This is a genomic window from Streptomyces luteireticuli, from assembly GCF_041519305.1.
Lineage (GTDB): Bacteria > Actinomycetota > Actinomycetes > Streptomycetales > Streptomycetaceae > Streptomyces > Streptomyces luteireticuli.
On the sequence record NZ_CP167927.1, the window covers coordinates 4,509,143 to 4,522,182 of the forward strand.

At 73.6% G+C, this 13,040-nt stretch carries 8 protein-coding genes, 3 tRNA genes and 1 pseudogene; 8 read left to right on the forward strand and 4 right to left on the reverse strand.

The window, feature by feature from the left end; genetic code table 11:
• Positions 1 to 68: 68 nt before the first annotated feature.
• Entirely contained in the window at positions 69 to 1,337 is a 1,269-nt protein-coding gene (locus AB8735_RS20050; protein WP_372408673.1) for an MFS transporter, read from the reverse strand.
• 92 nt (positions 1,338 to 1,429) lie between these two features.
• Between AB8735_RS20050 and AB8735_RS20055 the strand changes: the two genes are divergently transcribed.
• Complete coding sequence (locus tag AB8735_RS20055; RefSeq protein ID WP_372408674.1) at positions 1,430 to 2,008, forward strand: TetR family transcriptional regulator; 579 nt, start codon at positions 1,430 to 1,432, stop codon at positions 2,006 to 2,008.
• A 61-nt stretch (positions 2,009 to 2,069) separates the two neighbouring features.
• On the opposite strand, the gene AB8735_RS20060 is transcribed toward AB8735_RS20055, so the two are convergent.
• Together AB8735_RS20060 and AB8735_RS20065 are read right to left on the reverse strand one after the other, a co-directional pair.
• The gene (locus tag AB8735_RS20060) at positions 2,070 to 5,975 is read right to left on the reverse strand and encodes a PAS domain-containing protein (RefSeq protein ID WP_372408675.1); all 3,906 of its coding nucleotides are present in this window, start codon (positions 5,973 to 5,975) and stop codon (positions 2,070 to 2,072) included.
• A 204-nt stretch (positions 5,976 to 6,179) separates the two neighbouring features.
• Entirely contained in the window at positions 6,180 to 6,614 is a 435-nt protein-coding gene (locus tag AB8735_RS20065; protein WP_372408676.1) for an SSI family serine proteinase inhibitor, read from the reverse strand.
• Positions 6,615 to 6,832: 218 nt separating this feature from the next.
• Here AB8735_RS20065 and AB8735_RS20070 point away from each other — a divergent pair.
• The 7 genes and pseudogenes from AB8735_RS20070 to AB8735_RS20100 all read left to right on the forward strand — a co-directional run bounded on the left by AB8735_RS20070 (position 6,833) and on the right by AB8735_RS20100 (position 11,238).
• A tRNA-Ser gene (locus AB8735_RS20070) sits at positions 6,833 to 6,923 on the forward strand.
• A 248-nt stretch (positions 6,924 to 7,171) separates the two neighbouring features.
• Positions 7,172 to 7,244 (forward strand) — tRNA-Arg (locus AB8735_RS20075).
• 47 nt (positions 7,245 to 7,291) lie between these two features.
• A tRNA-Met gene (locus tag AB8735_RS20080) sits at positions 7,292 to 7,365 on the forward strand.
• 70 nt (positions 7,366 to 7,435) lie between these two features.
• On the forward strand, positions 7,436 to 8,347 hold the full coding sequence (locus AB8735_RS20085) for an amidohydrolase family protein (protein ID WP_372408677.1): 912 nt from the start codon (positions 7,436 to 7,438) through the stop codon (positions 8,345 to 8,347).
• A 107-nt stretch (positions 8,348 to 8,454) separates the two neighbouring features.
• Positions 8,455 to 8,754, forward strand: a pseudogene (locus AB8735_RS20090) (winged helix-turn-helix domain-containing protein); the annotation flags it as partial.
• 118 nt (positions 8,755 to 8,872) lie between these two features.
• Entirely contained in the window at positions 8,873 to 10,408 is a 1,536-nt protein-coding gene (locus AB8735_RS20095) for an MFS transporter (RefSeq protein WP_372408678.1), read from the forward strand.
• A 38-nt stretch (positions 10,409 to 10,446) separates the two neighbouring features.
• Complete coding sequence (locus AB8735_RS20100) at positions 10,447 to 11,238, forward strand: TetR/AcrR family transcriptional regulator (RefSeq protein WP_372408679.1); 792 nt, start codon at positions 10,447 to 10,449, stop codon at positions 11,236 to 11,238.
• 151 nt (positions 11,239 to 11,389) lie between these two features.
• On the opposite strand, the gene AB8735_RS20105 is transcribed toward AB8735_RS20100, so the two are convergent.
• Complete coding sequence (locus tag AB8735_RS20105) at positions 11,390 to 13,027, reverse strand: MDR family MFS transporter (protein WP_372408680.1); 1,638 nt, start codon at positions 13,025 to 13,027, stop codon at positions 11,390 to 11,392.
• Positions 13,028 to 13,040 lie beyond the last annotated feature (13 nt).

Here is a 13,040-nt window from a genome sequence, read left to right on the forward strand (position 1 = left end):
CCGGACCCGCGCCGAGTCCCGGCCCTTGAGCCTCGATCCGGGTCCTGCCCCTGTGCCTGCCTCCCCGGTCACCGCTCCCGCGCCGCCAGCGCGCCGCCCGCCCAGCCCAGGGCCGCGCATCCCGCGGCGATGGCGCAGACGCCGTTCCATCCCCAGTGGCCGAAGGCCGGGCCGGCCAGTGCCGAGGTGATCGCTCCGGCGGCGAAGCAGGAGACGACGTACGCGGTGTTGGCCGCGGCGGGGGAGGCCGAGGAGGCCAGGGCCCGGGTCTGGTTGGCGACCTGACCGGCCGTGAAACCGGCGTGCAGGATCACCGCTCCGGCGCACAGCGCCCACAGCCGGTGTCCGCCGAGCCAGAAGAGCGGCAGGGAGACGACCGCCAGCGCATAGCCCGAGGCCATGACGCGGTGGGCGCCGAAGCGGTCGATGAGGGTGCCGGTGGCCGGTGAGGCGAGGGCCGAGACGAGGCCGAACAGGCCGAAGAGCCCGGCCGCGGCCGTGGTCATGCTGTACGCCCCGTCCGAGGTCAGCAGCAGGACGAGCGTCGTCCACAGGGCGCTCCAGGTGCCGAACAGGCCCGCCTGGCGGGCGCACGCGGCACGCAGGCCGGGCGAGGAGGCGACCAGGCGCGGCAGGCCGGCGATGGCCCGGAGGGGGTGGGACCGGCGGACGGGACGGGTCTCGGGCGGCAGGACCGCGGCCGTCAGCACGCCGATGGCCAGCGTCAGCGCGGCCGCGCCGAGGAAGACCGGGCGCCAGCCGTACGCCTGGCCGGCGAGTCCGCCGAGCACCCGGGCCGCGACGCTGCCCGCGAACATCCCGGTCACGACGGCGCCGACGTGCCGGCCCCGCCGGCCGGCCGGGGCCCGCTCGGCGACGAGCGGGATGAGCAGCTGGGGGACGACCGTGGCGGCGCAGGCGACCAGGACGGCCGCCGCGAGCGGGACCGGGCCGGGAGCGCAGGCCGCGACGGCCAGTGCCACGGCGGCGAGGGCGGAGAGGATCCACACCAGCCGCCGCCGGTCGGCGGTGTCGCCCAGCGGTGCGAAGAACAGCAGGCCGACGGCGTAGCCGAGCTGGGCGAGGGAGGCGATCCACCCCACGGCCGAGGGTGCGACGCCGAAGCTGCCGGCGATGAGCCCGAGGAGCGGCGTCGCCAGATAGATGTTGGCTGCCGTGATCCCCGTGCACACCGAGAGGACGGTCAGCAGCACTCCGGTGCGCGGGCCCCGACGGCCGTCCGGTCCGCCGGGGCCGGCGGCCGTGCGGGTGGCGGCGGCCGGGCGGCCGGGGGCGCTCGCGCGGGGGGTGACGGTCGTACGGGGGGACGCTCGCAACGCTTCTCCCGAAGTAGTAACCAACTGGTTGGTTAAAGGTTTCCCGGGTCGCCCCTCACTTGTCAACCAATTAGTTGGTTACCCTGGGTGGTATGCCAGCAGCCAGGGATCCCGAGGCCACCAAGGCCCGCATCTTCGCGGCGGCCACCGCCGAGTTCGCCGCCCACGGCATCGCCGGAGCGCGGGTGGACCGCATCGCGCGCGCGGCCAAGGCCAACAAGCAGCTGCTCTACGCCTACTTCGGCAACAAGGCGGAGCTCTTCTCGCAGGTCCTGGAGGAGTGTCTGACCCGCCTCGCGGCCGAGGTCCCGGTGGACGCCGAGGACGTCGACGGCTGGGTCGAACGCCTCATGGACTACCACGCGGCCCACCCCGAACTCATCCGGCTCATCTACTGGGAGGGCCTGGAGTACGGCACGGAGCGCTTCCCCCACGAGGAGGAGCGCAAGCGCCACTACGAGCGGAAGGTGGCCGTCTTCGCCGAGGCCCAGGAGAGGGGGCTCATCAGCTCCCGCATCCCCCCGGCCGACCTGCTGTTCATCATGATCTCGATGGTGTCCTGGTCGACCGTCCAGCCGCAGATGCGCCGCGTGCTGACCGGGGACACGGACGAGGACCGGGCCCGGCTGCGGGCCTCCGTGCAGGAGGCCGCGCGGCGCATCGTGGGCTGAGCCCGGGGCGATCACGGGCCCGGGAGCGATCACGGGCTCGGAGCGGTCGCGGGCCCGGCCGTCAGCCCGGGCTGGTGCCGATCTTCGCCAGCAGGTCCACGATCCGGCCCTGCACCTCCGGGCTCGTGGAGCGCTCCGCGAGGAAGAGCACCGTCTCGCCCGAGGCGAGCCGGGGCAGTTGGGCCGGGTCGATGCCGGCCGAGGTGTAGACGACCAGCGGCGTCCGCTCCAGGAGTCCCCGGTCGCGCAGCCAGTCCAGGATCCCGGCCCGCCGGCGGCGCACCTGCATCAGGTCCATCACCACCAGGTTGGGACGCATCCGCTCGGCCAGCGCCACCGCCTCGGAGTCCGTGGCCGCGCAGGCGACCTGCACCCCGCGCCGCTCCAGCGTCGCCGTCAGCGCGTCGGCGATCGGCGTGTGCTCCTCGATCAGCAGCACGCGCGGCGGGTGCATCTCGCTGTCGCGCGGGGCGAGCGCCTTGAGCAGGACGGCCGGGTCGGCGCCGTACGCCGCCTCCCGCGTCGCCTGGCCCAGACCGGCCGTCACCAGCACCGGAACCCCGGACTCCACCGCCGCCTGACGCAGCGCCTGGAGGGCGGTGCGGGTGATCGGGCCGGTGAGCGGGTCGACGAACAGGGCCGCCGGGTAGGCCGCCATCTGCGCGTCGACCTCCTCGCGCGAGTGCACGATCACCGGCCGGTAGCCGCGGTCGGTCAGCGCCTGCCGGGTGGACGCGTCCGGCGCGGGCCAGACGAGGAGCCGGCGCGGGTTGTCGAGCGGCTCGGGCGGCAACTCGTCGTCCACGGGCGGCGGAACGGGCGCGTCCGTGCCGACGATCTCCACGGCCCCGTTCGGCCCGTCGAGCGGCTCCGGGCCCTCGGCCCCCTCATCGGGTGCCCCTATGGCGAAGGCACGCCCCTGGGGCGCGGCCGGCGGGCGCGGTCCGACCGGGCCGGGCCGCGGCGCCGAGGCGGCCGCCTGGGCCTGCGCCTCGCGCTCGCCGTCGGTGGGATTGCCCAGCTTGCGACGCCGGCCGGAGCCGACGCCCGTGCCGCCGGGCGGGGTCTCGCCGTCGCCCTGGGAGAACGGTGCGCCCTGCCCCAGCGCCCGCACGCTGATGGCGCGCGCCTCGCCGCCGCCCTGCTGTGCCGCGGCGCCCGGCTCCTCGGCGAGCGCGCGCCGGGCGCGGCGACGGCCGGTCGGCGCGGCGGGGCCGGTGTGGTCGGAGGGGCCTTGGGGGTGTTGTGGCGCGGCGGCGCCGGAGTCCTCCTGGCCGGCCGGTCCGGTGGGTCCGGAGTGGCCGGAGGTGCCGACGGGAGCGGCGGGACCCACCGGACCGACGGGTCCTCCGGGACCCCAGCCACCCGGGCCGCCCAGGGGCGACCCGGGCCGCGCGGGCCCGCCGGGAGCGGCGTGCTCACCGGGGCCCGCGGGAGCGCCGGACGCGTCCGTGGCGGCCTCGACGGGACGGTGGGGAGCGGCGGTTGTCACGGGGGCGGGTGCCGGACCGCCGCCGGGCCCGGAGGCCCCGGTGTTCCGGTCCGCGTTCGAGGGAGCAACGGGTGCCCCGTTCCCCGCGGTTGGGCCCGGTGCGGGAACTCCGGCAGCCCCGTCCTCCGTACCGGCGGGACCAACCGGCGCATGCTGCCCGGCAGTTCCGGTGAGCCCGGCCATGTCCAGGGGGCCGTTCCCGGCCGCACCCGGAGCCGTGGTGCTGTCCGCCGGTCCGCCGGGCGCGACGACGGCACCTCCCGCCCCGTTCTGCCCGGTGTTCCCACCGGCACCAGTGGCCCCAACAGGCCCGCGCCGCCCGGTGATTCCGAGCAGCCCGGCCACATCCAGCGGCGCGTTCCCCGTCACGTCCGGCGCGCCGGCTCCGTCCCGCGCCCCCGGGACGGCCGCGTCCGCGCCCCGGACCGGGGCGGGACGGGCACCGGGAGCGCCCGCGTCGTCGGCCGGAGCCTCCGGCTTGCGGTCCGCGTCCGCCGGGGGCAGCGCGAACGCCGTCCGGGGAACGTCGGCTCCGGAACCGTCCGGGGCCGGGTGTTCAGGCGTCCCCGCCGGGGCGCGCCGCGCCCGCCGCCCGGTGGGGACGGCGACCGCCTCGGGGGCCACGGCGGACGGGCGGTCGGCCTCGGCCGGGGGCAGCGCGAACGCCGTGCGCGGGGCGTCCGGTTCCGGAGCGGTGGCCGTCGCCGCCTCGCGCCGGGCGCGCCGCCCGGTCGGCGCGGACGCCGGGGCCGGATCGCCGGCCCGGCCGTGCCGGTTGGCCCGGGCGGCCGGCGTGCCGTCGTGGGCCCCCTCCTCGTCCGCCCGGGCGGGGCCGCGCCGACGGCCCGTCGGCTGGGCGGGAACGGACACCTCGGGCACCGCCGGCCCCTTGTCGCCGGCACCGGATCCCGAGGCCGGTGCGGACGCCGTCCGCTGCCCCGGCATCGGCATGATCGTCGTGCCGCTGCCGATGCTCGGCGGCGAGTCCGGCCGGTCGGCGGGCGACACCGGCCCGGCCGCCGCGGAGACCGGCACCTCCAGGACGTACGCCTTGCCGCCCGCCGCGCCGGGCACGTCGTGGGTCTGCAGCACGCCGCCGTGCCGCTGGACGATGCCCCGCACGACCGGTCCGTGGACCGGGTCGCCGCCCGGGTAGGGGCCGCGCACCTCGATGCGGACGGCCGTGTCGCGCTTGGCCGCCGCGACGACGATCGTGGAGTCGCCGGAGGGCGCGCCCCCGGCGGGGGCGTCGCCGGTGGAGTCCACGCCCGCGACGTCGGCGATCAGATGCGCCAGCGCGCGGGCGAACCACTCCGCGTCCACCTCGGCCTCTATGGCGGGGGCGTGCACCGCGAACTGCGCGCGACCCGGGCCGATCAGCTCGACGGCCCCCTCGACCCCGGCCGCGACGACCTCGTCCAGCTTCGCCTTCGCCCGGACGATCTTGCTCTCGCCGCCCTCCAGCCGCTGGTACTCCAGCACGTTGTCCACCAGCCGCGCCATCCGCCCGTAGCCGGCGGCGAGATGGTGCAGGATCTGGTTGGCCTCGGGCCACAACTGCCCGGCGGGGTCGGCGGCCAGGGTGCCCAGCTCGCCGCGGAGCCGGTCCAGCGGACCGCGCAGCGAGCTGTCGAGCACCGCCGTCAACTGGGCGTGGCGCGCGGCGAGCGCGTCGTACGGGCGGCGGTCGGTGAAGGTCATCACCGCGCCGACGAGCTGGTCGCCGTCGCGCACCGGGGCGGTGGTCAGGTCGACCGGCACCGCGCGGCCGTCCTTGGCCCACAGCACCTGGCCGCGCACCCGGTGCTTGCGCCCGGAGCGCAGGGTGTCGGCGATGGGCGAGTCCTCGTACGGGAACGGCGAACCGTCCGCCCGCGAGTGGTGGATCAGCGGGTGCAGCTCCCGCCCGCCCAGGTCGCTGGCGCGGTAGCCGAGGATCTGCGCGGCGGAGGGGTTGACGAGGACGACCTTGCCGGCCGTGTCGACGCCGACCACGCCCTCGGCCGCCGCGCGCAGGATCATCTCCGTCTGGCGCTGCTGGCGGGCGAGTTCGGCCTCGGTGTCGAGGGTGCCGGTCAGATCGCGGACGACGAGCATCAGCAGCTCGTCGCCGGTGTAGGAGCCCTGGTCGGCGTACGGGGTGCGGCCGTCCGTGAGGTTGGCGCTGCTGACCTCGACGGGGAACTGGGTGCCGTCCGTGCGCCGGGCGATCATACGGGTGGGCTTGGTGCGCCCGCCGTTCGCGTCGTGGTCGGGCAGCCGCATCGAACCGGGAATGCGACGCGAGTCGAACGCGGGCAGCAGATCGAGGAGTCCGCGCCCGACGAGCCCGGTGCCCGGGACCTCGAACGTCTCCAGTGCGATGTGGTTGGCGTTGACGACCGTACCGTTGCAGTTGACGAGCAACAGCGCGTCGGGAAGGGCGTCGAGTATGGCTGCGAGGCGAGCAGCGCCTCGGGATGGCCTGCTGCTCACTGCGACGCTTCCTCCCTGGTTACCGCACCGTGCGACCGCAGGACCGGGGGCACCCCCGGCACGGTGGCCGGTGGACTACCGCCGCCCCTGCGGCGTGTTGCTGGGGGGAAGTCTACGGGCTGCGGAGTCCGGCGCGACGGCGGATGAGGGGTGCGCCGCCGCCTGTCGCGCGGCATTCGGGGTGCATCGGGGGCGCGGGGAAGATCACTTGCCGGACGGGCGCGCCGGATCCCCCAGCAGCCGGGAGAACTTGTTCCAGCGGGCGATCTCGCAGCCGTTCGTCCGGCTGAAGTCGGTGTCGACCGGCCGGCCGGCCCAGGTGCCGGACACATGCGCGTGGTCGGGACCGCCGTAGATCATCGTGCAGTTGGCGCCCGGCGGGACGGGGGCGAACGGGTCCTGGCCCCAGCGTGTCTGCTCGTCGAGCTGGGCGCAGGCGCCCTTCGGGTCCCGGACGGTGCCGCGGGCCGGATGGCAGGACAGCTCGTACCGGCCGCTGAGTCGTCCGCTGTCGGTGACCGTGACGGAGAGGTGGTCACCGCCCGGTCCGGCGGGCAGGGGGAGCGGGGCGGCGGCCGCCGCGGGCGCGGCGAGCAGCAGGACCGGTGCGGTGGCGAGGGCGAGACGGCGGAGCGGCATGCGGGGACTCCAGGGGGTGCGAGTGGTGCGGGGCGGGCCGCGCGGTCGGCGCCCCACCCCTCTGACGCGTCTAACGCGCGGGTGCGCCGCGCGTTGCGCGCCCGGAACTGCTTTGCCCGCGGGGCGCGGAGACCGGTACCGTTGGAGTGCGGTTGGTGGCGAGGCCCTGGGCTGTGTCATCATCTGCATGCAGCATTCGCCTACGCGCGGGTGCGGCTGGAGGCGTCGCCTAGTCCGGTCTATGGCGCCGCACTGCTAATGCGGTTTGGGTCTTAAAGCCCATCGAGGGTTCAAATCCCTCCGCCTCCGCAGCCGGGAGCCCCGGCCGTCGTCATGACGGCCGGGGCTCCTCTGTTTCGCCGGACGGCCCGCGGCGACCCGCTTCTTCTCCGGTTCTTCCCTGGAGGGCCCGCTTCCGCTGATCTTCGCGCCACCCCTGCTGTGAGGCGTTTGCGCAGGTCAGAGGGGGTGAGGGCAATGGATTTCGCCTCTCGGCGCAGTTCATGTAATGTTGTTCCCGCAACGCCGACCGGCAAGGGAAACCACCGGGAAGCCAAGCGCTCGTAGCTTAACGGATAGAGCACTTGACTACGGATCAAGAGGTTGCAGGTTCGAATCCTGCCGAGCGCACAGCCGAGAGATCGGCGCCAAGCAATTGGCGCTGTTCACTCGTCCGTCGCGGGGTGGAGCAGCTCGGTAGCTCGCTGGGCTCATAACCCAGAGGTCGCAGGTTCAAATCCTGTCCCCGCTACTGTGACCACAGGCCCGGTACTCATGTACCGGGCCTGTGGCGTTTCCCGTTTCCCGTGAGGGGGCGCACGGTGCGCGACGAGGAGATATCCGGTTTCCGGCGGAGTCTGGGACTGCCGGGCCTGATCGATGTGCATACGCATTTCATGCCCGAGCGGGTCCTGACGAAGGTCTGGGCGCATTTCGACGCGGCGGGCCCGCTGCTCGGCAGGCCCTGGCCGATCACCTACCGGCGGGCCGAGGACGAGCGGCTGGCCGTGCTGCGGGGCTTCGGGGTCCGCGCCTTCACCTCGATGATCTATCCGCACAAGCCGGACATGGCGCGGTGGCTCAACGGCTGGGCGGCGGACTTCGCGGCCCGTACGCCCGACTGTCTGCACACCGCCACCTTCTTCCCCGAGCCGGACGCCGTCCGTTATGTCCGGGAGGCGCTGGACTCCGGGGCGCGGGTCTTCAAGTCCCACCTCCAGGTGGGCGGCTACGACCCGCGCGACCCGCTGCTGGACGGGGTGTGGGGGCTGCTGACCGAGGCGGGGACGCCGGTGGTGGTGCACTGCGGCTCGGGCCCGGTGCCGGGTGCGTTCACCGGGCCGGGGCCGGTGGGCGAGGTGCTGGCCCGGCATCCGTCCCTGCGGCTGGTGGTCGCGCACATGGGGGTGCCCGAGTACGGGGCCTTCCTCGGCCTGGCCGAGCGGTACCCGGGCGTCCATCTGGACACGACCATGGCCTTCACCGACTTCATCGAGGCCGTGGCGCCGTTCCCGGCCGCGGAGCGGCCCCGCCTGGCGGAGCTCGGTGAAAGGATCCTCTTCGGCAGCGACTTCCCCAACATCCCTTACGGGTACGGGCATGCGCTGGAGGCCCTGACCCGGCTCGGCCAGGACGACGCCTGGCTGCGCGGGGTCTGCCACGACAACGCGGCGCGGCTGTTCGGGCTGCCCGGGGATTCCCGCCCGGGGGATTCTCAGACGATTCCCAGGTGAGGGCAAGGCGGTTCTCACGGGCCGTACCGAGCATCACCGTTATGACCACCGCATCCTCCGAAGCACGCACCCGTCCCGCCCCGGGCGCCCCACGTGCCGTGCGCCCGCTGGTCGTAGGGGACCTGGTCCTCGACGTGGCGGACCGCGTGGCGTACCGCGGCGGCACGGAGATCCGGCTGACCGCCACCGAATGCGCGCTCCTGCGCCAGCTGATGAGCAATCCGGGCCGGGTGCTCAGCAAGGCGCTGCTGCTGGACCGGGTCTGGGCCCATGCGTTCGGCCCGGGCGACCGCGGCAATCTCGTCGAGCTCTACATCTCGTACCTGCGCAAGAAGATCGACGCCGGCCGCCCTCCGATGATCCACACGCGGCGCGGCATGGGGTACGTCCTCAAACCCGTCCCGTAGCGGTCCTTCCGCCGGTCCGCCGGCCCCCGAATAAATGGCTGTACGGCGTATAAGAAGCTCCTGTACGGTGTAGATCGATCTCATCGGTCCACCGCGGTCACCCGTGCAAGGAGCACCCATGTCGGCGCCCGTCACCGATTCCCAGACCCCCTCCGCCCCCTCCGGCCCGTCCCGGCTGCCCACGCGCTGGCTGATCCTGGGCGTCATATGCCTCGCGCAGCTCACCGTGCTGCTCGACAACACCGTTCTCAACGTGGCCATCCCCTCACTGACCGAGGAGATGGGCGCCGCGACCTCGGACATCCAGTGGATGATCAGCGCGTACTCCCTGGTGCAGTCCGGGCTGCTGCTGACGGCGGGCAACGTCGCCGACCGCTACGGGCGGAAGAAGATGCTGGCCACCGGCCTCGCCCTGTTCGGCATCGGCTCGCTCGCCGCCGGGCTGGCGCAGTCCACCGGGCAACTCATCGCCGCCCGCGCCGGCATGGGCGTCGGCGGCGCGCTGCTGATGACCACCACGCTCGCCGTCGTCGTGCAGACCTTCGACGCGGACGAGCGGCCCAAGGCCATCGGCCTGTGGGGCGCGGTGAGTTCGCTGGGCTTCGCCAGCGGCCCGCTCATCGGCGGTGTGCTGCTGGACCACTTCTGGTGGGGATCGATCTTCCTGATCAACGTCCCGGTCGCCGTGCTCGCCCTGGTCGCCGTCCTCAAGCTGGTGCCCGAGTCGAAGAACCCGGCCGGTGAGCGGCCCGACCCGCTCGGCGCGGTGCTCTCCACCATCGGCATGACCGGCGCCGTCTTCGCGATCATCTCCGGCCCGGAGCACGGCTGGACGTCGGCCCGGGTGCTGGTCTCCGGCGCCGTGGGGATCGTGGTCCTCGCGCTCTTCGTCCTGTGGGAGCTGCGCATCCCGTACCCCATGCTCGACATGCACTTCTTCCGCCAGGAGCGGTTCGTGGCCGCAGTGATGGGCGGCATCCTCGTGGCCTTCGGCATGGGCGGTTCGCTGTTCCTGCTCACCGAGCACCTCCAACTGGTGCTGCACTACGGGCCGCTGGAGACCGGTCTGCGGATGACGCCGCTGGCGCTGATGATCGTCGTCCTCAACCTCGCCGGCGTCGGCGCCCGGCTGATGGCGAGGATCGGCGGGCCGCTCGCCATCGCCGGCGGCATGGCGCTGCTGGCCGTCGGACTCGCCGTGATCGCCCTGCTCGGTACGCACGGCTACGGCGGGATGTTCCTCGGCCTGGTGCTGATGGGCGTCGGCATCGCGCTGGCGGCGCCCGCCATGGCGAACGCGGTCATGTCCGCGATCCCGCCGGAGAAGGCCGGCGTCGGCGCCGGGGTCAACGGCACCCTCCAGGAGTTCGGCAACGGCCTCGGCGTCGCCGTGCTCGGCGCCGTGCTCAACTCCCGCTTCGCCGCGCTGCTCCCGGTGGCCGCGGCCGGGGCGGGCTCGCTGCCCGCGGCACTGGCCAAGTCCCGTACGGAAGCGGAACGTTCGGCGGTCGAGGACGCCTTCGCGTCCGGTGTGCAGGCGGGCCAGCTGGTCGGTGCGGCCGCGGTGCTGGCGGGCGGACTGGTGGCCGCCGTGCTGCTGCGCCGGGCGGAGCGGCCCACCACGGCGGAGGAATCCGCGCAGGCCAGGGCCTAGCATCGGACGCAGACCACCGGCAGGGCGGAGAGACGGGCATGGCGAGCAGCAGCGGCGCGGGAGAGCCGAGGATCAGTGTCTGGCTGTCCGGGGAGAAGCCTCCGCCGCGCCGCCGGGCGGACGCCGAGCGGGCCCGCGAACAGGCGGGCGGACTCGACCGGGAGAAGATCGTCGCCACCTCGGTGCGGCTGCTGGACGCCGAGGGGCTGGCCAAGTTCTCGATGCGCCGCCTCGCCGCCGAGCTCGGGGTGACCGCGATGTCGGTCTACTGGTACGTCGACAACAAGGACGACCTCCTGGAGCTGGCCCTGGACCAGGTGTCCGGGGAGATGCCGCTGCCCGACCCCGCCGACGAGGGCGAGGACTGGCGCGACCAGTTGCGGCAGCTGGCCATCGGCTACCACCGGGTCCTCGTCCGTCACGAGTGGGTGTCGTCCCTGATGGGCCGCTATCTGAACATCGGGCCGCACTCGATGCGCTTCTCGAACACCACGCTCGCCGTCATGCGGCGCAGCGGGGTCCCGCCGCACCGGATCGCCGGGGCCATGGGGGCGCTCTTCCAGTTCGTCTACGGCTTCGCCACGGTCGAGGCGCTGTACCGGGAGCGCTGCCGGGTGCCGGGCATGGACCACAACACGTACCTGAGGCGGGTCATGGACGCCGTGGCCCACGACCAGCAGTTCGTGACGGAGTACGCCGAGTCGGTCGAGCTGACGCGGGCCCGGATGGACGAGAGCTTCGACCAGATGTGGAAGGCCGACTTCGAGGTCGGCCTGGACACGGTGATCGCGGGCATCGAGGTCATGCGGGACCGGCTGCGGGAGGAGTAGCGGGAGACGCAGCGGCCCCGGGCGGTGCGCGCCGGCCGTCCCCTGCCGTTGTCGCGCGCACCGTCACCGGGGCCGTTCGCCCGGGAGCCACCGTTCCGCCCCCGGGTCGCCGGCCGCGCCTCCCCGCTCGTGGAGGCGCGGCCGGGGTCCGTCAGCCGGCCTTGGCCGGCGTGGCCTGTGCCGCCCCGTCCGCCGGGGCGTTGGTGTCCGCCGGGGCTCCGGGGCGGCCCTTGAGGGCCACTTCCTTGATGAAGAGGGTCAGCAGGAAGGCCACCAGCGCGGTCGGCGCCGCATAGGTGAAGACGTCGCCGACGCCGTGCCCGTAGGAGTCCTCCATGATCGAACGGAGCGGCTCGGGAAGCTTCTTGACCTCGGGGATGCTGCCGCCGCCCCCGCCCTGCTTCGCCAGCGCGGCGCCCTTGGGGCCGAGCGCGGTCAGACCGTCGATCACATAGTCCTTGACCCGGTTGGCCATCACGGCGCCCAGCGCCGAGACGCCGACCGCACCGCCCAGGGAGCGGAAGAAGGTCACGACCGAGCTGGCGGCGCCGAGGTCCTGGGGGGCCACCTGGTTCTGCGCGGCGAGCACCAGGTTCTGCATCATCATGCCGAGGCCGAGGCCCATGAGCGCCATGTAGCAGGCGAGCTGCCAGTACGGGGTGTCGTGGCGGATGCTGCCCAGCAGCCCGATGCCCGCGGTGAGCAGGACGCCGCCGGCGAGCAGCCAGGCCTTCCAACGGCCGTTCCTGGTGATGATGTTGCCGGAGACCGTCGACGAGATGAACAGGCCGGCGATCAGCGGGATGGTCATGACGCCCGACATGGTCGGCGTCTCGCCCCGCGAGAGCTGGAAGTACTGCGAGAGGAAGACGGTGCTGGCGAACATCGCCACACCGACGAACAGGCTCGCCGCGGAGGTCAGGGCGATCGTCTTGTTGCGGAACAGCCGCAGCGGGATGATCGGTTCGGCCGCCTTGGACTCGACGAGCACGAAGATCGCGCCGAGCGCCACGGAGCCGGCCACCATCACGGCGGTCTGCCAGGACAGCCAGTCGTAGTTCTTGCCGGCCAGGGTCACCCACACCAGCAGCAGCGTGGCTGCGGCGGATATGAAGAAGGCGCCGAGCCAGTCGACCTTCACCTGCCGCTTGACCACGGGGAGGTGCAGGGTGCGCTGGAGCACGATCAGCGCGATCACGGCGAAGGGCACACCGACGTAGAAGCACCAGCGCCAGCCGAGCCAGCTGGTGTCGGTGATGACGCCGCCGAGCAGCGGGCCGCCGACGGTGGCGACGGCGAAGGTCGCGCCGAGGTAGCCGCTGTAACGGCCGCGCTCGCGCGGGGAGATCATCGCGGCCATGACGATCTGCGCCAGGGCCGAGAGGCCGCCGACGCCGATGCCCTGCACGACGCGGCAGGTGATCAGCATGCTGGTGCTCTGCGAGAGACCGGCCAGCGCGGAGCCGGCCACGTAGACCACGAGGGCCACCTGGACCAGCAGCTTCTTGCTGAAGAGGTCGGAGAGCTTGCCCCACAGCGGGGTCGTGGCGGTCATGGCCAGCAGGGAGGCCGTCACGGTCCAGGTGTAGGCGGACTGGCTGCCGTGCAGATCGTGCATGATCTTCGGCAGGGCGTTGGAGACGATCGTCGAGGAGAGGATCGCCACGAACATCCCGAGCAGCAGCCCGGACAGCGCCCGCATGATCTGGCCGTGCGTCATGTCGGCGGTGCCGGGGCCGGAGGGTTCGGTGTGGCTCTCCCGCACACCTGACGGTGTGGTCTTGGCCATGGACTTCCTTTTC